Annotated in this window: 26 protein-coding genes and 2 pseudogenes; 2 read left to right on the top strand and 26 right to left on the bottom strand. The window is 37.4% G+C overall.

The features are described 5' to 3' along the window. Window positions 1–16: 16 nt before the first annotated feature. Complete coding sequence (gene yqiS / locus QFZ87_RS10600) at window positions 17–922, bottom strand: phosphate butyryltransferase (protein WP_309860813.1); 906 nt, start codon at window positions 920–922, stop codon at window positions 17–19. A gap of 131 nt (window positions 923–1,053) precedes the next feature. After that, window positions 1,054–3,126 (bottom strand): sigma 54-interacting transcriptional regulator, encoded by a 2,073-nt coding sequence (locus QFZ87_RS10595; protein ID WP_309867778.1) that lies wholly within the window; start codon window positions 3,124–3,126, stop codon window positions 1,054–1,056. Between the two features lie 174 nt (window positions 3,127–3,300). Here QFZ87_RS10595 and QFZ87_RS10590 point away from each other — a divergent pair, with 174 nt between their 5' ends. Next, the gene (locus QFZ87_RS10590) at window positions 3,301–3,534 is read left to right on the top strand and encodes a DUF2627 domain-containing protein (RefSeq protein WP_309860810.1); all 234 of its coding nucleotides are present in this window, start codon (window positions 3,301–3,303) and stop codon (window positions 3,532–3,534) included. Between the two features lie 11 nt (window positions 3,535–3,545). Here QFZ87_RS10590 and QFZ87_RS10585 read toward each other — a convergent pair whose 3' ends face one another. Continuing rightward, the gene (locus QFZ87_RS10585; RefSeq protein ID WP_308083250.1) at window positions 3,546–4,274 is read right to left on the bottom strand and encodes a glycerophosphodiester phosphodiesterase; all 729 of its coding nucleotides are present in this window, start codon (window positions 4,272–4,274) and stop codon (window positions 3,546–3,548) included. Window positions 4,275–4,314: 40 nt separating this feature from the next. On the opposite strand from QFZ87_RS10585, the gene QFZ87_RS10580 reads away from it, so the two are divergent. Further along, complete coding sequence (locus QFZ87_RS10580) at window positions 4,315–4,455, top strand: YycC family protein (RefSeq protein WP_309860805.1); 141 nt, start codon at window positions 4,315–4,317, stop codon at window positions 4,453–4,455. Between the two features lie 59 nt (window positions 4,456–4,514). On the opposite strand, the gene QFZ87_RS10575 is transcribed toward QFZ87_RS10580, so the two are convergent. The 23 genes and pseudogenes from QFZ87_RS10575 to spoIIIAA form a co-directional block, all read right to left on the bottom strand. Next, on the bottom strand, window positions 4,515–5,732 hold the full coding sequence (locus tag QFZ87_RS10575; protein ID WP_309867775.1) for an ATP-binding protein: 1,218 nt from the start codon (window positions 5,730–5,732) through the stop codon (window positions 4,515–4,517). 196 nt (window positions 5,733–5,928) lie between these two features. Next, window positions 5,929–6,720, bottom strand: coding sequence for a sporulation transcription factor Spo0A (spo0A, locus tag QFZ87_RS10570; protein WP_309860802.1), 792 nt, complete (start codon window positions 6,718–6,720; stop codon window positions 5,929–5,931). Between the two features lie 325 nt (window positions 6,721–7,045). Continuing rightward, window positions 7,046–8,335, bottom strand: coding sequence for a SpoIVB peptidase (gene spoIVB / locus QFZ87_RS10565; protein WP_309860799.1), 1,290 nt, complete (start codon window positions 8,333–8,335; stop codon window positions 7,046–7,048). A 124-nt stretch (window positions 8,336–8,459) separates the two neighbouring features. Next, complete coding sequence (recN, locus tag QFZ87_RS10560; RefSeq protein ID WP_309860795.1) at window positions 8,460–10,148, bottom strand: DNA repair protein RecN; 1,689 nt, start codon at window positions 10,146–10,148, stop codon at window positions 8,460–8,462. 15 nt (window positions 10,149–10,163) lie between these two features. Beyond that, window positions 10,164–10,613: a transcriptional regulator AhrC/ArgR gene (gene ahrC, locus QFZ87_RS10555; protein WP_307286860.1), complete on the bottom strand. Its 450-nt coding sequence runs from the start codon at window positions 10,611–10,613 to the stop codon at window positions 10,164–10,166. A 146-nt stretch (window positions 10,614–10,759) separates the two neighbouring features. Next, window positions 10,760–11,599: a TlyA family RNA methyltransferase gene (locus QFZ87_RS10550; RefSeq protein ID WP_309860789.1), complete on the bottom strand. Its 840-nt coding sequence runs from the start codon at window positions 11,597–11,599 to the stop codon at window positions 10,760–10,762. After that, window positions 11,589–13,498: pseudogene (gene dxs / locus QFZ87_RS10545) on the bottom strand (1-deoxy-D-xylulose-5-phosphate synthase). Before dxs ends, QFZ87_RS10550 begins: the two are co-directional and overlap by 11 nt. A gap of 180 nt (window positions 13,499–13,678) precedes the next feature. Further along, complete coding sequence (locus QFZ87_RS10540; RefSeq protein ID WP_309860786.1) at window positions 13,679–14,572, bottom strand: polyprenyl synthetase family protein; 894 nt, start codon at window positions 14,570–14,572, stop codon at window positions 13,679–13,681. Between the two features lie 3 nt (window positions 14,573–14,575). After that, window positions 14,576–14,809, bottom strand: a complete 234-nt coding sequence (locus QFZ87_RS10535; protein WP_308083240.1) for an exodeoxyribonuclease VII small subunit — start codon at window positions 14,807–14,809, stop codon at window positions 14,576–14,578. Next, window positions 14,799–16,157, bottom strand: a complete 1,359-nt coding sequence (gene xseA, locus QFZ87_RS10530) for an exodeoxyribonuclease VII large subunit (RefSeq protein ID WP_309860783.1) — start codon at window positions 16,155–16,157, stop codon at window positions 14,799–14,801. Before xseA ends, QFZ87_RS10535 begins: the two co-directional genes overlap by 11 nt. A 122-nt stretch (window positions 16,158–16,279) precedes the next feature. Further along, window positions 16,280–17,140, bottom strand: a complete 861-nt coding sequence (folD, locus tag QFZ87_RS10525) for a bifunctional methylenetetrahydrofolate dehydrogenase/methenyltetrahydrofolate cyclohydrolase FolD (protein ID WP_309860780.1) — start codon at window positions 17,138–17,140, stop codon at window positions 16,280–16,282. Window positions 17,141–17,177: 37 nt separating this feature from the next. Continuing rightward, on the bottom strand, window positions 17,178–17,576 hold the full coding sequence (gene nusB / locus QFZ87_RS10520; RefSeq protein WP_309860776.1) for a transcription antitermination factor NusB: 399 nt from the start codon (window positions 17,574–17,576) through the stop codon (window positions 17,178–17,180). A gap of 217 nt (window positions 17,577–17,793) precedes the next feature. Continuing rightward, window positions 17,794–18,201, bottom strand: coding sequence for an Asp23/Gls24 family envelope stress response protein (locus QFZ87_RS10515; protein WP_308083236.1), 408 nt, complete (start codon window positions 18,199–18,201; stop codon window positions 17,794–17,796). Between the two features lie 18 nt (window positions 18,202–18,219). Continuing rightward, complete coding sequence (gene accC, locus QFZ87_RS10510) at window positions 18,220–19,575, bottom strand: acetyl-CoA carboxylase biotin carboxylase subunit (protein WP_309860771.1); 1,356 nt, start codon at window positions 19,573–19,575, stop codon at window positions 18,220–18,222. Window positions 19,576–19,589: 14 nt separating this feature from the next. Next, window positions 19,590–20,087: an acetyl-CoA carboxylase biotin carboxyl carrier protein gene (gene accB, locus QFZ87_RS10505; protein WP_309860768.1), complete on the bottom strand. Its 498-nt coding sequence runs from the start codon at window positions 20,085–20,087 to the stop codon at window positions 19,590–19,592. A 324-nt stretch (window positions 20,088–20,411) separates the two neighbouring features. Next, entirely contained in the window at window positions 20,412–20,972 is a 561-nt protein-coding gene (locus QFZ87_RS10500) for a SpoIIIAH-like family protein (RefSeq protein WP_309860765.1), read from the bottom strand. A 14-nt stretch (window positions 20,973–20,986) separates the two neighbouring features. Then, window positions 20,987–21,637, bottom strand: coding sequence for a stage III sporulation protein AG (gene spoIIIAG / locus QFZ87_RS10495; protein ID WP_309860764.1), 651 nt, complete (start codon window positions 21,635–21,637; stop codon window positions 20,987–20,989). Continuing rightward, the gene (spoIIIAF, locus tag QFZ87_RS10490; RefSeq protein WP_309860761.1) at window positions 21,630–22,259 is read right to left on the bottom strand and encodes a stage III sporulation protein AF; all 630 of its coding nucleotides are present in this window, start codon (window positions 22,257–22,259) and stop codon (window positions 21,630–21,632) included. The genes spoIIIAG and spoIIIAF overlap by 8 nt, the downstream gene beginning before the upstream one ends. 12 nt (window positions 22,260–22,271) lie before the next feature. Further along, the gene (spoIIIAE, locus tag QFZ87_RS10485; protein ID WP_309860757.1) at window positions 22,272–23,471 is read right to left on the bottom strand and encodes a stage III sporulation protein AE; all 1,200 of its coding nucleotides are present in this window, start codon (window positions 23,469–23,471) and stop codon (window positions 22,272–22,274) included. Between the two features lie 29 nt (window positions 23,472–23,500). Then, window positions 23,501–23,890: a stage III sporulation protein AD gene (gene spoIIIAD, locus QFZ87_RS10480; protein ID WP_309867770.1), complete on the bottom strand. Its 390-nt coding sequence runs from the start codon at window positions 23,888–23,890 to the stop codon at window positions 23,501–23,503. Between the two features lie 16 nt (window positions 23,891–23,906). Then, a complete protein-coding gene (gene spoIIIAC / locus QFZ87_RS10475) occupies window positions 23,907–24,110 on the bottom strand; it encodes a stage III sporulation protein AC (protein ID WP_007084610.1) in 204 nt (67 codons plus the stop codon). Between the two features lie 11 nt (window positions 24,111–24,121). Next, on the bottom strand, window positions 24,122–24,637 hold the full coding sequence (spoIIIAB, locus tag QFZ87_RS10470) for a stage III sporulation protein SpoIIIAB (RefSeq protein ID WP_308083229.1): 516 nt from the start codon (window positions 24,635–24,637) through the stop codon (window positions 24,122–24,124). Beyond that, window positions 24,638–25,562 (bottom strand): annotated as a pseudogene (gene spoIIIAA, locus QFZ87_RS10465) (stage III sporulation protein AA). Between the last annotated feature and the right edge of the window lie 96 nt (window positions 25,563–25,658).

Raw genomic sequence — 25,658 nt, 5'->3', positions numbered from 1 at the left:
CGAATTTTAAGAATCTCTATTTTTCAACACAACATAACGCTAATGCGAGTGAATAAAGCTTACTTTCTGCTGAGTCTGCTCGTGATGTTAAAACAATTGGCGCCTTAGCCCCAGCAATAACAGCCCCCACCTTCGCTTTAGCAAAATAAATTAATGATTTATATAATACATTACCAACCTCAATTGTCGGAACCAACAGAATATCAGCGTTGCCGGCTACTTCACTCTGGATTCCTTTATGTTCTGCCGCTGATACCGAAACTGCATTATCTAAGGCAAGAGGGCCATCAACGATGCAGCCAGAAATTTGACCACGCTTATTCATCATGGTTAGTGAGGCTGCGTCAACTGTTGCCTGCATCGAAGGATTTACCACTTCTACAGCAGCTAATGGAGCAACTTTTGGTGTTTCAATTCCTATACATTTTGCTAAAGAAACAGCGTTATTAATAATTTGTGCTTTTTGTTGGAGATCAGGTGTAATATTCATAGCAGCATCGGTAACAATGGTAAACCGCTCATATCCTGGAATTTCAAAAAAAGCAACATGTGATAGCACATTTCCCGTTCTTAAGCCAAATTCCTTATTTAAGACAGCTTTTAAAATGAAATTAGTAGGGAGATTCCCTTTCATCAAAACATCGGCTTCTTTTTGAAAGACAGCCTTAACAGCTAATGCTGCTGAATCCATTGTTGAATTTGTATGAACGATTTTTAATGAGTTATTTCCCCGATCATCATACTTTTTCATTTCTAGTAAAGATTTTATTTTATTTTGGTCTCCGAACAGGATAAAACGAGCGAGGTTTCGATTGACTGCATCTAAAATCGCTTCAATTACCTCTACATCCTCTGCGGCAGCAACTGCAACCGTATTAGTGCCTTCCCGGGTTGCTTTTTCAATTAATGAGTCTAGCAACAAGTTGTTATCAACCCTTTCTCCTTTTCCTGCAACTCCATCTTATTAATATGCAAGTTTCGTGCCAACTTTTAAATATGAAAACGCTTCATTTTACTTAAAAGCACTCTGCAATAATTTTCATACCATGAAAATTATTGCATGCTATTTTTTTCAATGTTGTATTTATCAAGCTTGTAATATAAATTCCTTACTGATAAACCTAACGTTTTTGCCGTTAAAGTTTTATTGCCATTTAATCGGGTAAGTGTTTGTTGGATTATCTTCGCCTCATAATCCTCTAATAGATCCGATAAGGATTGTTCTAATGTGAAAGAGTCATTAGAATTTGTTTGGGAGTGGACCGTACCTTTTTTATTTTGTAATTCAGGTAAGTGATGTACATCAATTAATGTCTCATTGTATTTCATAAAAATAATAGCTCTGCCAAGTATATTTTCTAATTCCCGAACATTCCCTGGCCAATCATATCCCATTAACTGAAATAACGCTGCAGGCGTAACTCCTTCAACATTCCTACCATAATCACGATTAATTTTTAGAATTAACCTCGCACAGAGAACAGGAATTTCTTCCTTTCGTTTTCTTAACGGCGGAATATGAATAGGCATTCGATTCAAACGATAGTATAAGTCTTCCCTAAAGGAACCAGTGGCAATACCTTTTTCTAAATTAACATTGGTGGCCGCAATGACTCTGACATTAATAGAAATAGGCTTCGTTCCACCTACACGAGTAATTTCATTTTCTTGCAGTACCCTTAACAGCTTTGCTTGTGTATTGGCAGAAAGCTCACCAATTTCATCAAGAAAAATACTTCCATTATTCGCTTCTTCAAAAAAGCCTTTTTTTCCACCTCTTACCGCCCCAGAAAAAGCACCTTCTTCATAACCAAATAACTCGCTCTCCAATAATGTTTCAGAAATGGCAGCACAGTTCACACGAATAAACTTGTTGTATTTTCGATCACTTGCATTATGTATAGCATGGGCGAATAATTCTTTTCCTGTCCCTGACTCTCCTCTTAGGAGGACTGTTGCAGGTGTTTTTGCTCCAAGCCTCGCTTGCTCAATCGCCAGCATCAATTCATCTGATTGACCGATAATATCCTCGAAGGTATATTTTGCCTCCAATTTACGAATCAACTGTCTAGCCCGATTTAATTCCCGATTCAGGGATTTAATTTCAGACATGTCATGGATAACCCCCACGCTGCCCTTTAATTTTCCTTTAACAATAATTGGTGCAACGTTTACAATCACTTCTCGTTTATTTGGGCCAACTCTCATTGGGGTACCACGGACCGCTCTTCTAGTTTGAAGTACCTTCATATGCATACTTTCTCCTTCAGAAATGTCTGCAGTCGCAGGTTTACCAATTACTTGCTCTTGTGTTAGTCCGGTAATACGAGTGTAAGCAGGATTGATCAGAATCCCTCGTCCATTTTCATCAACAACGGAAATGGCATCGTCACTAGAGTGAATAATGGCTTGAAGCATTGTTTGAATTTCCTTTAAATCAGTGATTTCTTCCGCTAGATTAACCACCTCAGTTATATCTTTAAAAACAGCGAAAGCCCCTATTAATGTTCCGTTTTCTTCAATAATCGGAATACGTGTCGTAATAATTTTTCTTTCATTACTTAACACCATTTCCTGGTTTGCCTCTATTCTCCTACTCTCAAGAATCAAAGGGAGGCGGGTTGTAGGGATTACATCCACTACGTTCTTGCCAATTGCCTGGTCTTTCTTCACCCCCATTATTTCTTCAGCACGCTTGTTAAACAAAATGACTTTTCCATGATTATCAATTACAAGCATCCCATCGTTAGTTGCATTGAAAATCAATTCCTGTTGATACGATTCATTTTGGTGTTTTTGCACCAGTTCTTCTTTTTCTTCCATTAGCTGTGAAACTAGGAAAGCCACGCTCCCCGGAATCAATACTGTCTTCTTATTTTTTGTATCTCGTAACTCTTGAAAGACCGCGTCATTTCCCGTCACTTCGATAATAATATCTATATTCTCTGTTATAAATGATTTCCAGCTTGTCCCTGTTTGAATGCCCTCTTTTTTGGCTAATAAAATGCCCGGTGCATCCTCGTTACGGTCAATTACTACTGCAACCCTTAGCACCTCTGATTCTTTCAGAATTTTTAAGATTGCAGTACCGCCTTTTCCAGCGCCAACAATCATCACGTTTTGCATGATTAATACCCCTTTGAAAAAAGAAATTTTTTTCATTTAATTTTAACAAACCCATGCAATTTTCTTCATGTTTTATTTTATTACCAAACACATGTCTTGACAAATTTTATCTATGTACTAATATTTTGATGAGGTAGAACTTCAATTAAAATTAAACTTTGGAAGGATTTATGTATGAAACGGATTATCGCCCTTGCTATTTTAGTCATTCCAGGAATTTTTGCCGCTTTAGGGATTAAATTAATGCGTGATATGACATTTGGTATTCTCCAAGCCCCCTTTCCATTTTTACTTCTACAATTTATCGTGGGCTTACTTTTCTTTATCGGAGGTCTAGGATTTGTAGCTGGCTTTATCTTCCATAGAGATCGTAAAAGAAATAAAGTACAAACGAAATTTAAAAAATAAAAAAGAGGCCGTTACGGTCTCTTTTCATATTGTTTCCTTATTCGAAGCGCCTTCACCGGATCATCCGTAATAATAGCAGTGCAATTAATATTAAAGAAACGGTGCATATCTACGTCCTTATTGACCGTATACGGTCTCACAGCAATCCCGTTATCCATAGTATTCATGATGATATTATCCGACATCGATGAGTGTTTAGGGTGAATCCCTCTTGCTCTAATCGATTGTGAATAAATCCATGGCATATAAATCCCTTCAATAAATAGAGGTGCTGTTTCAATTTCTGGGGCTATCCTGTAACTATAGACTATACTATAGTGATTAAAGGAGGAAATAATAATTCGATCAGCTAATCCATACCTTCGAACAAGCTGAACGACTTTTTCTTCCATTCCTTCATAGGGAATCAACCCATTCTTTAGTTCAATGTTACATACAAGCTTGTTTGTTCGCATCCATTCCAGTACTTCAATTAGGGATGGAATCGGTTCTTTTTTAAGACCCTTATGATTAGCATTTAGATTTCTAATTTCTTTATATAAAAAATCTTTAACAAATCCAGTACCACTTGTCGTTCTATCCACTTTTTCATCGTGAATAACGACAATCTCGCCGTCTTTTGTTAATTGAACATCGAGTTCTATACCATCTGCTCCAGCCTTTTCCGCTTCATAAAAGGCACCCATTGTATTCTCAGCAAAAGAAGCCGAATAACCACGATGCGCAAAAATTTGTGTCATTTTTTCACTTCCCAACTTCAAAAAATGGAGGAACTTTATAATGAAACCATTACAATTATCGCCAGAAACAGCCATCAAACTTTCTAAGCAGTTAAACGTTCCACTAGAACAGCTTATGCATATGCCACAGCATATTCTAATCCAAAAACTAATGGAATTGGAAAAGAAACAAGAGAAATAAGTAGATACTTCTTTTATAACATATTAATAAATAAATGCCTTCATTCATGGGATGAAGGCTTAAACTGGTATCGTTATGAGAAAAGTAGTACCTCTTCCTTTCTCACTTTCTACCTCAATTTTCCCCTTCACCTTATTAACGGTACTATATACCATTAGCATTCCAAGACCTGTTCCTTCTTCCTTCGTAGAATAATACGGTTTCCCTAACCGTAAAATTTCCTCTTTTGTCATTCCAATTCCAGTATCTGAAATTTTAAAAACTATATTTTGCTTTTGTTCAAAAATATCAATGATTAGCGTGCCGCCTTTGTCCTTCATAGCTTCAATTCCGTTTTTTAATAAATTTATTAAACATTGCTGTATTTGGTTCTTATCATATCTTATTTTTAGTGTGTTATTAAAACAGAATTGGACTTCCACTTGATGCATGGTCGCATAAGGAATGATTAGATCCTTTATATATTCTGCTTCTTCTTTAAAGTCAGAGTAAACCATATTTTCTGATTGTGGCTTAGCAAGAGAGAGATAGTTACTAACTATCCTTTCGGCTCGATTTAATTCTTGCAATGATAATTCAACATATCTTCGTTCCTCATGACTGATTGTTTTGGATTCACTTAGAAGCTGGAGAAAACCACTTGTTACCGTAAGCGGGTTTCTTATTTCATGAGACACACTAGCTGATAATTCACTGACAACATTTAATCGTTCTGATTGTAAAAATCTTTCTCGATTTTTGGAATTAGTGATAATTTGCTCTATCAGGACCATAATGATAATCATCATTCCAGTGTAGGTTGTCAGGGTATAAAATGTGAGAGTCCAAAATTCCCTATTCAAGGGATTAAAATAAAAACTTAAGCTTATGAGATACACCCCTACATTTAGGAATGACACCAATGCTGCAGTAGAAATTCTCCTTTTAGAACTTAATTGTTTGAACTTTTGACTAAAAGCAGGTAAAAGAATAAATACTCCAGTAGAATATAAAAATGATTGAAGGATTCCATCTCCACCTAAATAATAACGGTATACATTTAATACTACATATAAAGGAAATACCTTTTTGTAGCCTCCAAAAAGGGCAACAATAATAATTGGAATGTACCGCAAATCAACATTAAATCCAACTTTCAATTTAATTGGGATGGTCATACAAAGAACCATAGTTACTGTTGACAGAAAAATAAGAATTATTTTGTTGAAAGAATTTGGCCTATTTTCAAAGAAGATTAAAAAAATGACAACTGGTAAAAGTATAAATAGGAAATTCAACAGTAATGTTTCAAACAAGAGGTTTTACATCCTTTCAGCACCAAAACGTATGTAATATGAAGACTGGTTCATGCATTCTTTATATTATCAGATTTTCAAAAAATTAGGGAGTGCTTTCTAACCATAAATAAAAGACCAATGAGCATTCATTGGTCTTTCTTATGGTTCGGCCTAAGTAAGGTTATTCCTCACTCTTTCAAGAAGCCTTATGCTCCAAACGAAGTTTATCTGCCACCATGGCAATAAATTCACTATTGGTCGGCTTTGCCTTTGACATACTGACTGTGTATCCAAACAACGAAGAAATGGAGTCGATATTGCCGCGGCTCCAAGCCACTTCAATGGCATGACGAATGGCACGCTCAACACGACTTGCTGTTGTGTTATATTTTTTTGCGATGTCTGGATACAATACCTTTGTAATGGATCCTAATAATTCGATATCGTTATATACCATGGAAATTGCTTCCCGCAGATATAAATATCCTTTAATATGCGCCGGAACACCAATTTCATGAATAATACTAGTAATACTTGCATCTAAATTTTTTGGCTTTTGCTCAGAGTGAGAGCGGTAACTGTTTGTTGGCATCTTACGGGTAAATGCACTTGCATTACCACTAACCTGACGAATATGGCTACCTAAGTTCTCCATATCAAATGGTTTCAAAATAAAATAGGATGCTCCTAGTTCAACAGCTTTTTTTGTTACATCCTCTTGGCCAAAGGCAGTCAGCATGATTACATTTGGAAGTGCTCCTTTTTTTAGTTCACGCAGGCGCTCAAGTACAGCCAACCCATCGAGATGTGGCATAATAATATCCAAAACAAGAACATCTGGATCAGCAGAAGCTAACATTTCCAAGCATTCTTGTCCATTATGAGCGATCCCTTCAACTTCCATATCATCTTGGGACGAAATATAGTCCTCTAATAACCCAACTAATTCCCTATTATCATCAACGACACAAACTTTAATTTTCTTCAATTCCAGTTCCTCCCTCAATCTGTTCAATTCTCTATTTCATTTTTCTTAATGTCTGTAGTCTCTTAATTCTATTCTAAATTACAAATTCGACAATGCAACAAAAATTCCTCTCATTTTTTTAATATTTCTTAAAATAGTGATAAAATCTTATCTTTTCTCTGTTTTTCTCGCCTATTCGACTAAATTCGCATCTTTTCCAACATTTAACAGATTTTTGTCGAAAAATTTTTAAACAAAAGAAGAAGCAAAATAGGAGGATAACCTATTTCGCTTTAGAAGGTGACACTATTATTTAATCGCGGAAGAGATACGATTATTTTCTGATTTAACTTGCTTTATTCTTTGGTGTTTCGTATATATTAATTCCAGCTTCATTTAGCATCCACTCGATATGAACACCATATCCAGAGGTAGGATCATTCACAAAGACATGTGTTACGGCACCAACAAGCTTTCCATCTTGAATAATCGGACTTCCACTCATTCCTTGGACGATTCCTCCGGTTTTTTCAAGAAGCTTAGGGTCCGTTACTTTTATCACCATGCCCTTAGTAGCTGGAAACTTTTGCGGAATTGTACTAACTATCTCTATGTTAAATTCTTCTACTCGGTCATCGTTGACCACTGTTAAGATTTTTGCAGGTCCTTCTTTCACCTGATGGGATAATGCTATTGGCAGCGGTTTATCCATGATTCCATTTTTTAAATCTTTATTTAGCTCACCAAAAATACCAAAGGGACTGTTTTTTTGGATATTTCCTACAATTTCACGATCAGAAGAAAAACGTGCAAGTTTTTCACCTGGATCCCCATTACTTCCCTTCTCAATAGAGGTAACGGTAGAACGGACAATTTGTCCATCTTCAACGACAATTGGCTTTTTTGTATCCATGTCTGAGATGACATGTCCTAGGGCACCATATTTTTTAGATTGTGGATGAACAAATGTCATGGTCCCAATTCCTGCTGCTGAATCCCTGATATATAAACCAAGCTTATAAGTGTTTTCTCCTTTATCCTTTAAAGGAGTAAGTTTTGTCGTAAATTTTCCACTTTCTCTACTAATAACCATATCGAGAGCATTTCCATCCTGTCCAGCTGTTTGGACAAATGGTGCGACATCTGTCATTTTTTCAATTTTGTTCCCATTTATTTCTGTGATAATGTCTCCAACTTTGATTCCGGCAATTTCACCAGGTGATTTTTTGCCATTTGCTGTATTGATTAAATGGTGTCCGACCACTAAGACACCTACAGTATTTAGCTTTACACCAATTGATTGGCCACCTGGAATGACGCGAAAATCCTTTAAAACATGTACATCGACCTTTTTTATAGGGATACCAGCAAATTCTAGAAGCATTTCGTTTTTCCCTTTTTCCGTTGCCTTTACCGATACTGCATGTTTTTCCTGAGCAAGTGTGATATTTGAGTTGTGAGATTGTATAGCGGCTGATACCGGGGCAGCCTTTTTAAACGTGTAATCTTGACCTTCAAAAACTGTAATGGTTTTTGGTATTGCAATGTACTGCTGTATAGGCTGAAAAAAGATAAGGCTAATTAATGAAACAAGGAGAATTCCACCAATAATCTTTCTAATTATGTCTAGCTTCAAATTTTTCACTCTCCTCGCTTCTTTTCACAACTTTGAAGAAATGGCTACATCTTTAATTTTGCCTCCTTGACAAGCATTTATAACTCGGTTTAACATAAAAAAGCTACCCTTATTGGATAGCTTTTCAAGTTTTTTTATTTTCACCTGCTAAAAATATTAATTCTTCAGCGTGTTTCTTCGTAAGATCGGTAATTTCCGCTCCAGAAATCATTCTTCCAATTTCTTTAATCTTCTCTTCAACATTCAACGGTGTTACATAAGTTTTTGTTCTTCCTCCAGTAATAACCTTTGAAATAAACAAATGAGTATCTGCCATGGCAGCTACTTGAGGTAAATGGGATATACATAAAACTTGTGAACCAGATGCTACCTTATAAATCTTTTCTGCGATAGATTGAGCTACTCTTCCGCTGACTCCGGTATCTACCTCATCAAAAATAATAGAGGTAACACCTTGGTGTTGAGAAAAAATGCTCTTGAGGGCCAACATAATCCTTGATAATTCTCCCCCTGATGCAACCCTTGACAAAGGCTTGAGTGGCTCACCAGGGTTAGTCGAAATATAAAATTCCACATGGTCCACTCCTGTTTTAGAGAAATGCTCAAAATCCGTTTCAAACCGCATTTCAAATATAGTCTTGGCCATGTATAATTCCTTCAATTCCTTATGAATGAGCTTCGTAAGTTTATCTGCCCACTTATGACGGATTTCAGATAACTGCTTAGCCTCTAGAATTAGATCTTTTTTGATTGAAGATAATTCTTTTTCTAATTCAGATATATGTGTTTCTTTGTTCTGTAAGGTTTCAATTTCTTCTTCAATCTTTGCTGCATATTCAACAATATCATTAATCGTTTTACCATATTTACGTTTTAACTGGTTAATTTCATTTAGTCGATCCTCAATTTCATTTAACCTTTGGGGATCGTATTCTAATCCATCCAGTTCATTTCGTAAAGTTCTTGCAGCATCTTCCAACTGGTAATAGCTATTCGAAACAGCTTCAAATATATCTTTATACGTTGAGTCTAGCGCCGCAGCATCTTCTAAGTGGCCCATGACCATACTTAGCCAATCTAATCCTCTCTGCTCCCCATGCAAGGCCGTATAACTCGATTGAATGGCCTCAAACGTCCTTTCAAAATTCCCTAACTTTCTTCTTTCTTCTGAAAGCTCTTCATCTTCATGAAGTTTTAGATTGGCTTTTTGAATTTCGTCTAATTGAAATTGAATCAAATCCAGTCGGTGTGCTGTTTGTTGATCATTCTCACTTAATGACTTTAGCTTTTGAAGTGTTTGCTCGTACCTTCGAAAGACATCTAGGTATTCTGCATGTGAACCTGCAATTTCTTCCGAACCAAACTGGTCGAGCAATGATAAATGTCTCATTTCATCCATTAACTCTTGATGTTCATGTTGCCCATGAATATCAACAAGAGTGGAACCTATTTCACGAAGGGTTGATATTGTAACCAACTTTCCATTGATTCGACAAACACTTTTTCCAGTTCGTGATATGTCTCGTCGTAGAACCACCATACCTTCTTCAATTTCTATACCAAATTCTAATGATTTCGAAATAATGGGATGATTAGGGTCATCCAGTTGAAAAAGTCCCTCTATTTCAGCCTTCTCCTCACCATGACGCACAAATTCTGCGGATCCTCTGCCACCTACCAGTAAATGGATGGCATCAATGATTATAGATTTTCCTGCGCCTGTTTCTCCGGTTAATACAGTTAATCCCTTTTCAAAGGAAATGGAAAGGGATTCGATTATCGCAAAGTTTTTTATTGATAGTTCTGCTATCAACGAACTCTCCCCCAATTAAAGCATGTCAAGGAACCGGTTTGTAATGACTTCTGTATCTTCTGGTGTTCGACAAATAATTAACATGGTATCGTCACCACAAATCGTTCCTAATATTTCTTCCCAATCCAGATTGTCAATGAGGGCACCAATTGCCATAGCATTACCTGGCAAACATTTCATAACGAGTAAATGCCCTGCAGAATCGATTCTTACAAAAGCATCAATTAAAGATCTTTTTAATTTTTGCAATGGATTAAAACGCTGATCCGCTGGAAGGCTGTATTTATAACGCCCATCAATCAATGGAACCTTTACTAAATGAAGTTCTTTAATATCACGTGAAACGGTGGCTTGTGTCACATTGTAACCAGCATTTTTCAGCTCATCAACCAAATCATCCTGAGTCTCAATATCATTGCTGGCAATGATTTCTCTAATTTTAATATGACGTTGACCTTTATTCATTCTTTCACCCCATAGTCTTTAAAAACATCAGAGTATATTGTACTAAAATGTCGTATATATTTCATATGTTAGCCCATTTTCCTAAAGTTGTACATGAAAATCCTTTATAAAAATACATTCATATACATAAAAGGATAAGCAATTGCCTATCCTTCTGGTGTCTGCTTCGTTTTAAATTCTAAATGAGCTTGTTTTACAATATCCATTGGTCCGATAGGGAGATTACTTTCACCGAGTTCCCGCTCACCTTCCCATTTTAAATGTAGTAAGAATTCAATATTCCCATCGCCGCCTGTAATTGGCGAATAGGAAAGATTAGTTACTATATATCCTTCTTTAACGGAAAAATGAATAATTTTTTCAATGACTTGTAAATGAACCTTTTCGTCACGAACAATTCCTTTTTTACCGACCTGATCACGGCCTGCTTCAAATTGAGGCTTAATAAGTGCAATGATATCACTACCTGGGATCAGTAGTGTTTTTAATACTGGCAAAATTAGTGTTAAGGAAATAAAAGACACGTCAATGGAAGCAAAACTCGGCATTTCCCCCGCGAGATCTGAGGGAGTTACATAACGAAAGTTTGTCCGTTCCATAACCACAACACGTTCATCCTGTCTAAGCTTCCAAGCAAGCTGATTGTAGCCTACGTCAAGTGCATATGACATTTTTGCCCCATTTTGTAAAGCACAATCTGTAAAACCGCCTGTAGAAGCACCGATATCAAGCAGAACTTTATCTGTCACGCTTACATCGAATACTTTTAGTGCCTTTTCAAGTTTCAACCCGCCTCGACTGACATATGGCATCGTATTTCCTTTGATATTTAGTGGAATGTCCACCTTCACTTTTTCACCAGGTTTATCCAACCGCTCTTCATTTGTGTATACAAGCCCTGCCATAATCGCTCTTTTTGCTTTTTCTCGCGTCTCAATTAAACCTCGCTCCACGAGTAACACATCTAATCGTTCTTTATTTTTCATTATTTATGCCCTTTGCTGTTTTTTCCTTGCCATTGTGGACACTTTTTTGACCACTTCTTCAGTAGTTAATCCTATTTCTTCTAATAGTAACCCTACATCCCCATGTTCAATAAATTGGTCTGGAATACCGATTCGGTCTATTAATGCCTGAGCATAGCCATGGTCATGCGCAAATTCAAGAACGGAACTTCCAAATCCACCTTGTAATACCGCTTCTTCCACGGTAAGGAGAGGGATATTTTTTTCTAACAAACCTAATAGCATCTTTTCATCAAGAGGTTTGATGAACCGAGCATTAATGACTTTTACAAAGATTCCTCGCTTTTCAAGAATCTTAGCCGCTTCCATCGCCATTGGAATTGTTGTTCCGAAGGTTAGAATAGCCGCATCATCACCTTCTTTTAAGACCTCCCAAGTGCCAATAGGAATCTTTTTAAAATCCTCATCCATCGGTACCCCTACACCATTTCCACGTGGAAATCTCATTGCAATAGGTCCATCATCATAATTTAAAGCCGTATACACCATATGTTGACCTTCGTTTTCGTCCTTCGGCATCATTAAAACGATATTAGGAACGTGCCTTAGAAAAGCGATGTCAAATACGCCTTGGTGTGTTTCACCATCTGCGCCTACTAAACCTGCCCGGTCTATTCCAATAAATACGTTTAAGTTTTGGCGGCAAATATCATGTACGACCTGGTCGTATGCTCGCTGTAAGAAAGTGGAATAAATAGCTAGAAAAGGCTTCATATTTTGCGTAGCCAATCCTGCAGCAACGGTAGCAGCATGTTGCTCAGCAATCCCTACATCAAACATTCGATCTGGAAACTCACTAGCAAAACCTTCGAGCTTTGATCCAACAGGCATTGCGGGGGTAATGGCCACAATTCTATCATCCACTCGAGCGAGTTTTCGAACGGTCTCACTAACCAAACTGCTCCATGCTGGTGGCTGTGCTTTCGCCGGCTTTACAAAATCACCTGTATCCATTTTATATGGGCCTGTACCATGCCATGTACCCGTCTTATCGCTTTCTGCAGGCTTATATCCCTTCCCCTTCTTCGTAATCACATGAAGGAGTACAGGGCCTTCTGTTTTTCTCGCATAGGCAAGGTTTTCAAATAAGTCCTCAAAGTTATGACCATCAATTGGTCCTAAATAAGTAAAACCAAGCTCTTCAAAAAACATACCAGAAACAAATAAATATTTAAGACTATCTTTTACACGTTCCGCAGTGGCTGCAAGAACTCCACCAACAGCAGGAACTTTTTTCAAAATCACTTCTAGTTCGTCTTTCACCCATTGATATTTTCCAGCTGTTCTTAATTGGCCAAGGATATTATGTAGTGCCCCAACATTAGGCGCAATGGACATTTCGTTATCATTCAATATGACGATCATATCCTTTTTTTCATGGCCAATGTGATTTAAAGCTTCTAATGCCATTCCACCTGTTAAGGCACCATCACCAATCACAGGAATAACAAAGGAATTTTCCTTTTTTATATCCCTGGCAATTGCCATCCCCATAGCTGCAGATAGAGAGGTTGAACTATGTCCTGTCTCCCAAACGTCATGGTCACTTTCAATTCGTTTTGGAAACCCACAAAGGCCTTTATATTGACGTAAAGTATCAAATTCACATGCTCTGCCGGTTAAAATTTTATGAACATAGGACTGATGTCCTACATCCCAAATGATCTTGTCCCTTGGACTGTCAAAACATTTATGTAACGCAATTGTTAGTTCAACTACACCTAAATTTGGTCCAATATGGCCTCCAGTCACAGACAGCTTTTCGACCAAGAATTGACGAATATCCTGACTTAAAGCCTCCAACTCTTTATTTGTCAATCCTTTTAAAAAGGATGGGTCTTTTATTGATAACAGATCCATTTTTGGACCACTCACTTTCATACTTTTTCTATCTAAACATCAGTTTTACTATCTTATAATTTATCATAACACTTTTTCTGAAAAAATAGCCGCTAACACTAAGTGATAACGGCATTGTCAACGTTTTCTACATTGAAAATAATTATAACACACTTAGTTCGATGCCTCAAATAGCCTTTGTTAGTGATCCCTCGATGCTACTAAATCAGTGATTTGACTTAGCAGTTGGGTATTTAAGCTTGTTTTCTCCAGATTTTCCTTCGCTGAGGTGATTTGGTCTTTCAGCGCTGTTCGTGCACCTTCCAAGGTTAACAATTGAGGATATGTACTTTTTAAATTCGTTGTATCGCTTCCTACAGGTTTACCAATTTTTTCTTGATTCCCAACCAAATCGAGGATATCGTCTTGAATTTGAAAGGCAAGTCCCAAATGATGAGCAAACCCTGATAGGTGATGAAGTTGTTCTTGATTAGCACCTGCCATAATCCCACCAGCCAAGACACTAAAACCAAGCAGCTTACCTGTTTTATGAATATGTATATACTCCAGTTCTGCCAGTGAAAGTGATTTTGCTTCCCCTTCCATGTCTGCTACTTGTCCACCGACCATCCCTTCCGTTCCAGCTGCTTTTGCCAATTCAACTACTAATTTAAGCTTGGTGTCAGCTGAGAAAACGTCGGTTGGAAGTTGACCTATTACTTCAAAGCTATAAGTTAACAAAGCATCTCCAGCTAAAATCGCGATGGCGTCGCCGAATACTTTATGATTAGTCGGTTTTCCCCTTCTTAAGTCATCATTATCCATACTTGGTAGATCGTCGTGAATTAAGGAATAGGTATGAATCATTTCAATTGCAGCGGCAGCTAACAGCCCTTTTTTAGGATTCATTCCAAACGCATCTAAGGTAGCAAACAATAATAAAGGGCGAATTCTTTTTCCTCCTGCTTCAAGAGAATAAATCATAGATTCTTTAATAATAGGAGGAGCCATAAGCTTTTCAACCAGCCTTCGAAGCTCATCTTCAAGCAGTTGTTTATACTCTTGCGCAAATGTTTCTAAAGCCCTAGCTTCCAAGTCTTATTCCTCCCCTTCAATAGAAAAATTCTCTTTACGTCCATCCTCCGTAATGATTTGAGTAAGTTGTTCTTCCACACTTTTCAATTTATCATGACAAAGCTTAGATAATTCCATCCCCTCTTTATAAAAAAGGATCGCCTCTTCCAACGGTACATCTCCTTCTTCAAGTTTATCTACGATTTGTTCTAACTTTGTCATTGCATCTTCAAAGGATAACTTTTTTTCATTCGTCACTTTTTTCGCTCCCCTTTATATTCTCCACTTTACAGAAAAGACTACCGTCAGATAATTGAATTTGTACCTGTTCATTCACACTTACCTGTTTTACACTTTTCACCAAACGGTTATCCTCCGAATAAGCCAAACTATACCCACGTTCCATGATTTTTAATGGACTTAATGCTTGTAAGGTCGATAACACCCGGTTAAAATCATTTTTTTTCGTTGTTAATATTTGCGCCATAGAGCGGTCCATTTCTTTTTGAGAACGCTCCAAACGGCTCGTTGATTCAAGGATCATTTCTCTTGGATGGTTCCGTTGTAACCGTTTATGTAGAAGTTCATACTGACCTTTTTTTATTAATGATAATCTCGAGGTCCCACGAACAAGCATTTCTGTTAATTTGTCAACCTGTTCCAATTTCTGTTCATATAAACGATGTGGGTAACGAAAAGCATAGGATTTTTTTGCTCGATTTAATCGTTCACTCTCAAATTGAAATTTCCCCTTCATGGCACGAAGCAGACGGGTTTGCCGCTGAAGTATTCTGTCCATTAATTCTTCAATATGTGGAACCGCAAGCTCCGCAGCACCTGTAGGAGTAGGAGCCCGCAAATCAGCAACAAAATCGGCAATGGTGAAGTCTGTTTCATGACCAACAGCAGATATAATTGGGATTTTAGATAAAAAAATCGCACGTGCTGTTATTTCTTCATTAAATGCCCATAACTCCTCAATTGAGCCTCCGCCACGTCCAACAATTAATACATCAATTTCGTTCATGGTATTTGCCTTTTCAATTGCCTTAACAATGGAAGGAGCTGCATTTTCACCTTGCACAAGTGCTGGGAAAACAAGAATATTTGCAATGGGATAGCGTCGTTTAATGGTTGTAATGACATCTCTAATTGCAGCACCTGTTGGGGAAGTAATTACACCAACTGTTCTTGGATACATCGGTATAGGCTTTTTGGTTTCAGCTGAGAATAACCCTTCTGCATCAAGACGCTGTTTTAACTGCTCATAGGCTAAAAACAATTCCCCAATACCTTCTGGGCGCATTTCCTTAATATAAATTTGATATTGTCCACTTGGTTCGTATACAGAAATATCTCCCTTTACGATTACCTTCATCCCGTTTTCAGGAGAAAATTTCATAAGGCGGGATTGACTGGAGAACATTACCGCAAGAATCCGAGCTTTCTCATCCTTTAATGTAAAATACATATGTCCACTCGAATGCTGTTTAAAATTTGAAATCTCCCCTCTTACATGAATATCTCGCAAATGGGGATCTGCATCAAATTTTCTTTTTATGTATTTGGTTAAAGCATTCACAGATAAATATCTTTGTTCCTGCATTTCTAATCCTCTTTTCGGCTGATTAGCTGAAATTGTCCTTATCCATTATACATTTTGCTCTTTTCTTTGTCAGAAAGATTGACTTAAAAAGAACAAAAGGAATAAAAGATAAGGACAAGCACCTACTTATTTCGGTTTAGACTTTCAGCGGCTGACTTTAAGGTATTGTACATAAGCATGGTAATGGTCATGGGGCCTACTCCCTTTGGAACTGGAGTAATATATCCTGCTTTTTTACTTACTTCATCAAAAGCAACATCTCCACAAAGCTTACCTGCCTCATTCCTATTAATCCCTACATCGATAACAACTGCATTATCTTTGACATGTTCAGCCTTTATGAAGTTTGGAATGCCAACTGCAGCAACAAGGATATCTGCTTGATTGGTATGTAACTTTAAGTCCCTTGTTTTTGAATGACAGTATGTGACTGTTGCATGCTGATTTAAGAATAATTGACCTACTGGCTTACCTACGATATTACTCCGCCCTACAACCACAACATGCTTTCCTGGAATGGATATGCCCGACTCTTCAAGTAAAACCATAATCCCATATGGTGTACAAGGGAGGAAAGCATTCTGTCCTGTCATCATCCTGCCAATATTTATTGGATGAAACCCATCTACATCTTTTAATGGAGAAATGGATTCAATCACCTTTTTTTCATCGATATGTTTAGGAAGAGGCAATTGAACTAAGATTCCATGTACTTCAGAATCTTCGTTTAACTCCCTAATCTTTTGAAGAAGTTCTTCTTCTGAAACCTCTTCATGCATTTCAATTAATAGTGAATTCATCCCTAGTTGTTTACAAGCCTTTTCTTTATTTGTAACATATGTTCGAGAAGCATGGTCATCACCGACAAGGATAACCGCTAACCCTGGTGTGACCCCTTGCCCTTTTATCCTTTTAACCTCTTCAGCAATTTCTACTCTTTTTTTCTCGGCGATCTCTTTTCCATTAATAATTGTGGCTGTCATTTTTAACTCTCCCTATACTAGGAGTGAAACCAATCAATTAATTGGCAAGAAGCGTTTGTTTCACCTTTGAAAGAACTCCATTAATAAATTTGCTTGATTGGTCATCCCCGTAAATTTTAGCTATCTCAATGGCTTCATCTAAAATAACATTTTCAGGAATTTCATTTCGATAAAACTTTAATTCATATGCAGCAATTCTCAATAAGTTTCGGTCCACTGTTGCCAAACGATCCATAGACCACTTTTCAAGGTTTTCAATTATTAGCTTGTCAATTTCTTCTTTGTGCTCTACTACTCCTATAACTAGGTTTGATAAATATTCGTCTCCCATTTCCCCCTCTAATACATGTTCAATAGCTAATGATGGATCAGTATTGCTAACATCGATTTGAAACAGAGCCTGTAGCGCTTTTTCCCTTGCTGTTCTTCTTTTCATTATAACGTTAACTCCTTTAGATATATTAAATAATTTTTGTCTATTTTTCATACATAGTACAGGAATTCAACTTCAAGATAGTTTTCACATAAAAAGATAATAGCATAACTAAATTGGATTCGCACTGTAAGGATGATTTTTTTCAAATTCCCACATTTTTTTAGAATAGTTAGATAAATAGAAAAACCAAAGGAATCTCTCCTTTGGTTTTTGTAGGTTATACTTCTTGATCTACTTCTGGCTCATGCTTTTGGTTTTCAAATTGAATCCCAACTACATGTATGTTCACTTCTTCAGCATCTAAAGCAGTCATATTAAGTAATGCTTGACGAATATTATCTTGGACTTTACCAGCAACAGAAGGGATGGATACCCCAAACTTCATCATGCAGTATACATCTACTTTAATCCCTGTTTCGGTCAGTTCAACCTTAACACCTTTACCGTGATTTTTCTTGCCTAATCGTTCTACAACCCCTGTTGCAAAGTTGCCTCTCATGCCCGCAACACCTTCTACTTCAGCAGCAGCAATACCAGCAATCACTTCAATCACTTCAGGAGCAATTTCAATTTTACCATGACCATTATTTCCTTGGTCCATTTCTAACACACTAAATTCGCTCATTCGTAACACCTCCAGATATTAAATAGTCTTCATCACATCATACAATTCTAGGAATTTTGTATTGAATTGTCCGTCAACGAATGTTTCATGATCAAGTAACTTTAAGTGGAAAGGAATCGTGGTTTGAATCCCTTCTACAACAAACTCACTCAATGCCCGTTTCATTCTGGAAATTGCCTCTTCCCTAGTGCTGCCATATGTGATAACTTTCGCAATCATGGAATCATAATAAGGCGGAATAGTATATCCTGGATATGCCGCTGAATCAATACGCACGCCTAACCCGCCAGGAGGTAGGTACATATTAATTTTACCAGCAGAAGGCATAAAGTTCTTTTCCGGATTCTCTGCATTAATCCGGCACTCCATTGCCCAGCCAGTAAATGTAACATCCTTTTGATTTACTGTTAGCTTCTCGCCTTGTGCCACACGAATTTGTTCTTTAATGAGGTCTATTCCAGTGACCATTTCTGTTACGGGATGCTCAACCTGAATCCTCGTGTTCATTTCCATAAAATAAAACTTACGATTGCGGTAGTCATATATAAATTCTACCGTGCCAGCACCCGAATAATCAACTGCTTTCGCAGCTTTTACTGCTGCATTACCCATTTCTTCTCGAATTTCACCATCAAGTGCTGGTGAAGGTGTTTCTTCAAGAAGTTTTTGCAGTCGACGTTGGATCGTGCAGTCACGTTCTCCTAAATGGATCGTGTTTCCGTAGGTATCAGCTAGGACTTGAATTTCTACATGGCGGAAATCCTCTATATATTTTTCAATATATACACCAGGATTACCGAATGCTGTCATTGCTTCCTGTTGAGTAATCGAAATGCCCTTAATTAACTCTTGTTCGTTTTTTGCCACGCGGATTCCTTTACCGCCACCACCTGCTGTTGCTTTAATGATAACCGGATATTGAATTCTCTCGACAAGTTCAAGAGCTTGCTCGATATCATTAATTATTCCTGTTGAACCTGGAACGATTGGTACTCCTGCTTCTCGCATAGTTTCCCTTGCAATATCCTTCGTTCCCATTTTGGTAATTGCCTCAGGACTCGGCCCGACAAAAATGATATTACATTCTCTACAAAGCTCTGCAAAATCTGCATTTTCCGCCAAGAATCCATAGCCAGGGTGGATCGCATCGCAGGCAGTTAGTTTTGCTACACTAATAATATTTGTCACGTTCAAATAACTATCTTTTGATGATTTAGGTCCAATGCAATAGGCTTCATCTGCCAATTGAACATGTAATGCTTCACGGTCTGCTTCTGAGAAAACAGCAACAGATTCAATACCCATTTCTCGGCAGGCGCGAATAATTCTTACTGCAATTTCTCCTCTGTTTGCAATTAACAGTTTTTTTATCATCCTGTTATCGCTCCTTATTCAGGCTTTACTAAAAATAAAGGCTGTCCGTATTCTACTAATTGACCATTTTGAACTAGTACTTCTACAATTTCGCCATTTACTTCAGCTTCAATTTCATTAAATAATTTCATTGCTTCAACAATACATACGATTGAATCTTTTGATACCTTATCTCCTGCTTTTACATAAACATCTGCATCTGGTGTTGGCGAAGCATAAAAAGTACCTACCATAGGTGATGTGATTTTATGTAGATTGGATGTATCAACTTGGTTTGTCGCTTCCACTTTCGGTGCTTCTTGTTTTGTTTCTGCTACGGCAGCAGGTACAGCGACTGGAGCTGGTGCTGTTTGAACAGGTGCAGCTTGTAGAACTGGTTGAACTGTCGTTACCACCGCTGCAGCATTTTTCTTCATTTGAATTTTTGAGCCTTCATTTTCATATACAAATTCATCAATGCTGGACTGGTCTACCAATTTAATTAATTCACGAATTTCTTGTACTTTTAACATTTGAGTAACACCCCTTGTAACACTTTAATTAGGACTAGCTACTAATACTATACGATAATAGTTAGTAAAAATTCAATAAGTTAAATTGTTTCCTCGAAACATTTCACTCATTCCCTTTCATCTTTTATCTTAAACTTTTTATATGAAAAAGGGAATTTTAACAATTTGATTATCCTCAAATGAATATTTTTCCCTAATTAATTTTTAATTAAACATTAACCATCTTAAACATGCCTGTTGATTTCCGCTCCAGGCACTACGCTTTAACATAAGTCAAACAATAAAAAAGGAAAGTCATTGACTCTCCTTTAGTTATGTTCCCTTTTATTTTGATGGCTGGAATTCCACTGCTACGTAATTGGTCTCTCCAATTTCTTTCTTTACCTGTTGAATAATTTTATTTGCTTCTGAAGCTGATGGCTTTTTCTTAGATTTTACTGTTACCCTTACTTGCTCTCCATCAGCTCTAACTAAAGCATCTTCATAACCCATCGTTCTAATTAATGTTTCAAGAATTTCTTCTTTTTGAGCAGTTTGGTTTAATCGATCCATTTGATCTTTCACCTTACTACGCTCATCTGCTGGAAGATCAGTGGAAGCTAGTTGAGTAGTTAAATCTTCTTGCATTTCGCTTCTTAGGTCATCAAGCTTCATACGAAGTTCCTCAAATGCATCATCACCTGCTACAGTTGATACAATTGTTTTTCCATCCTTAGCCTCAGTTTTTGAATTAGCCTGCTTTTGATCCATTTGATCTTTTGCATTTTGCTGCACAGCCGCAAGATCATTAGACTTTTGCTCTGGTGAAGTAATGTAATACACCGAAAGGACAACCACTAAGCTTAACATTGTTAATAACCATACTGTTTGTTTCTTTAATAACATATAAAATCCCCCTCTTATTTTTTAGGCATAACGGCGACACGGTGGCTTGGCACTCCTAACGCCCTTGTGACTGCTTCTACAATCCATTTTTTCACCTGAATATTGTCAGCACCCTTTGCAACAACAAGTACACCGCGAATTTCAGGTTTTTTCGTTTCTACTACAATTGGTCCTTCATTTTCCCCATCGCGTATAATAACAAGTTGTTCATCCGTTGAGGATTCCTGTACTTTCCGTTGTCCACCTTCACGATCAGTTTCATCCGTTGTTTGTGATTTGGAGACTCTATTTTTCTCTAAAACCTTCTTATCTGTTGAATCAATATTCACCACGACAGTAACATCATTCACGCCTAACATTTCTTGAATTGCCTTCTTTAGCTGATCCTCATACTTTTCTTCATATTCAGCTATGGCCTTATTACCTGAGCTCTTTTTCAAGCCAAATGTAGGGACATCCTCCGCCTCTCCCTTTGTATTTGTTGATGCTGGAATATCTGTAGGACTTGTATCGGTTTTGAATACTATGTTCCCCACAAGCATAAACGCTGCACCAATACAAAGAACGAGAAGCATATATTGGTATTTACTTGGTTTCTTGTCTGTTTTTTCATCTAATTTAAGTATTTTTTTGAGCCATGAAAATGGTCCTTGTTTGTTATCCATTCTTCTTTTTAATCCCCCCTTCAATCGAAACTTCTACAGTTTCTTCAGTTACATTCCATTTTTGCGAAAGAAATGAGGCAATTTTTTCTGTTTCTTCTGTTGATCCTTTTGATGGAAGAGGTTTTTCAGTGTTTATTTCGATTTGTTTTATCGCTTCGACTGTCTTTACGCCATTTTCCGGTTGTCTCAGAAGAACCATAACCTTTTGGAGGTTTTCAGGGAATGCTTGGTCGCTTTCTTCATTTATTGCTATATCAACTTTTGCTATCTCCAATCCGTATTGTTCCATCAACTCCTCCTTAACGTCCTTTTTTAGCTGGACAGCCATTTCTTCTAAAATATATGCATGTTGGGAAGCTTGTATTTCTTTTTTCTTTAAATCTATTAAATTTTTCATATTTTTTTCACCCGGTGCTTGAAATGAAGGGATCGATGCAAGTGTCGTTTCAAAGTCTTTGGAGATTAATTTAAAGATGGGGGTGAGAATAATAGCAATTAAGAGCAATCCTGTAACCATCTTCGTATACTTTTGCAGACCTGAATTAGGAAGGAGCATATCAATTACCGTTGCTAACAGGATAAATAAAATAATATTCGTTACCCACTCTGTTAAAAACTCCATTTTTGCTCCCCCCTATCTCATCATCATTGTTAGATTTCCAGCCGCGACAATGACTGTAATACTTAAAAAGAACATCAGTGAAACAATCCCTAATGCAGCAAAAACATAAATGACACTTTTACTGATAATATCCAAGCATTTAATGATTGGACCACCGCCTAATGGTTGAAGAATGGCAGCTGCGAATTTATAAATGAAAGCGATCATTAATATTTTTATTGCTGGGAAAGCAACGATAATTAGCAAAATAGCTACTCCTGCAATCCCAACAGTATTTTTTAATAGAACCGAAGCACTTACAACCGTATCTGTTGCGTCCGTAAACATTCTGCCAATTACGGGAATGAAATTACCGGTAACAAATTTTGCCGTCCTTATTGTGACACCATCCGTTACTGCAGCGGATGCACCTTGAACCGAGATCACACCCAAAAACACGGTTAAGAATAGACCCATTAATCCGATACTCCAGTTTCTCAGTAACTGAGCTAACTGCGAAACTTTGTATTGTTCGGACATTGTACTTACGATACTTAACAATGTTGCTAAGAATAAAAGTGGAAGAATGATATATTGCATGAATAAACCACTCATATTCATTAGAAATAAAATCACAGGATGGAAAAATGCGGCCGATATAAGTCCTCCAGAAGCAGCAATTAATGCTAGCAGAAGAGGAACAAGTGCCAGGATAAAGGACGTCATAGTCCCAATCGCTTCATTTGTGTAGCTGATAGCAATATGAAAACTATTAAGCGCAAGGATGACAAGAACCATATAAACAATGGAATAGGCCACCTTACTAATCGCACTTTTCTCAAACGCGTTTTGCATAGATTGCAGGAACATACTAAATATGGTTAACATAATTAACGAACCAAGCAATTTCCCATTTGCTACAAATTCATGAAAAGCGAATTTCAAGATCCCCTGACCCCATTGCTTAAAGGAAAATTTCTTATCTCCTTTTATGAAATCATATAAACTTCCCTTCTGACTTTCTGGGAGAAACCCACCATACTTATCAGTAATGTCCTCCCAAAATTGTTTTAACTCCTCTAAATCTAAGGTTTCCAGTTGAGCATCAACAAGCTCCTGTGGAGAAAGAGAGGAAGTGTTAGCTTTCGGCTCTTCAGCAGCTTGGACACTTGGAGTGAGTAAAAAAAAGAATACAAGAATGATAATAGGAATAATCTGCAGCCTCTGCTTCATTTTATAAACACCTCATTAAAAGACTGTGATTAGCTCGGAATTAATTTAATAATGGTTTCAATTAAAACGGTTAATATAGGAATCGCCATCGCGAGAATGATTACTTTTCCTGCTAATTCAATCTTAGAGGCGATTGCTCCTTGACCCGCATCCTTTGTTATTTGAGTAGCAAATTCTGCAATATAAGCAATACCAATGATTTTGAGAATGGTTTCAACATAAACGAGATTTACCCGTGCATTCACTGCTAATTTTTCAAGCATATGAATGATTTCATAGATTTTATCAACTAAAAAAAGAAAAATGACACAGCCGACAAACACAATTAAAAGGAAGGCAAAGTTTGGCTTTTGCTCCTTAATGATGAGAGCAAGAAAGGTCGCAATGAGAGCTACACCGACAATTTTAATGATTTCAATAGCAAAGCCCCCCTCTCTATTGAAATAAGAAAACCGATTTTATTTTCTGGAACAGGTCATCCACAATAGATGCAACCTGAAATAAAATATAAATAAAACCAAATAAGGTAACCCATTGTGCATACTCTTTTTTGCCCACCTGATCAAGCACGGTATGCAAGAAGGCCACTACGATCCCCACACCAGCTATTTTGAAAATAATATCCACTTCTAAACCCATTGCTTTTCCCCCTAAAATAATAAAATAATTAGTAACAATCCCGACAAAAATCCTAGGCTCTTTACCATTTTTTCATATTTTGCTTGCCGGTCGATGGCATCCGCTTCTTCTCTTTCAAGATGGGAAAGAGTTAGCATAATATGTTTTTGTTGGGAAAAGCGATCATGACGACCAAGGGTTTCCCCAAACTGCTTCATAATTTCAAATTCACCCTGTTTTAAGGCTGTCGCCTTCCAAACCTCTTTTAAACTTGTTTCCCAAGCTTCTTTAACAGTTGTTTCTGTGTCTGTAAGTTTCTTTGCAAATGAGTCAAAAAAGGTGGATAGTGGGTTAGTAAGTTGTTCAGCTAGTCTCCTTGATGCTTCATGCAATGGTGTATGTCCATACATGATTTCTGCTTCAAGTGACTGCAGCGCCGACCTTAGTGCTCTAAGCTGCCTCGGCCGCTCACTTAAATGTTTTGCAGCCTCAAACCCTGTCCAAGTAGTGGCAACAATTATGATAATAGCCCCTAATAGCTTAATCATTTATGTCACTCTCACTTTTTGCGTTAGTTCTTTACCGCTAGAATCTAAAATATGGGTAATCGTACCTGGTCCCGATGCCCTACTAAGGACGATAAATCGTTGAAAAATATCCTGATCAATAATCTCCTTTAAAGAGGGACGTTTTCTAATCTCCTCAATGCTCGTCCCGTGTGTGGTCATGATTAATTTGATTCCAGCATGTACTGCCTCCTGGATCGCTTCGGCATCTTCTTTACGGCCAATTTCGTCAACGATTAAGACATCTGGACTCATTGAACGAATGAGCATCATCATTCCTTCAGCCTTTGGACAGGCATCCAGAACATCAAGTCGGTGACCAAACGTTAATTGCGGCACTCCATTTACACATCCAGCAATCTCACTACGTTCATCAACAATCCCAACCTTGCAAGCCTCTATTCCCTTTGACCAATTACCAGATGATATGATTCTTGCTATATCACGCAGCAGTGTCGTTTTCCCTGTTTGAGGCGGTCCTATAATCATGGTATGCATCCAGCTGTTTTTAAAAAGAAAAGGCACAATGGGTTCAGCAATACCTACCTTTTCTCTTGCAATCCTAATGTTAAAAGAGGAGATATCCCTAATCGCCTTTACTTTTCCCTCCTCAAGAATGACCTTTCCAGCCAACCCAATGCGGTGTCCCCCAGAAACAGTTATATAACCCCGCTTAAGTTCTTCCTCAAGTGTATAAATTGAAAAAATGGCTTATTTTATTCATCAGGTGAAACGCATCCTCAGGTTGTATAATGTAGGTTAGAAATTTTGGTGCTCCCTTTAAGGTCATTTCAATTGGTCGATTTATACGAATGCGAATTTCTTCAAGTTCTTCTTTTTGCTCAGGAGGGATTTGGTTAATTAGATCTGCAATATTTTTGGGTAAAAAATTTAGGATTCCTTCCATGACTGGTTCCTCCTTGATTTGCCTTTCTCATTATTTAAAATGTATGCCTGCTTGGACACATTATGACTTTCAAATCTGTCATTTCATTCTATTTTT

Origin of the sequence: Bacillus sp. SLBN-46, assembly GCF_031453555.1 — a bacterium.
Lineage (GTDB): Bacteria > Bacillota > Bacilli > Bacillales > Cytobacillaceae > Neobacillus.
This window is presented reverse-complemented; position numbering and strand designations above follow the sequence as displayed.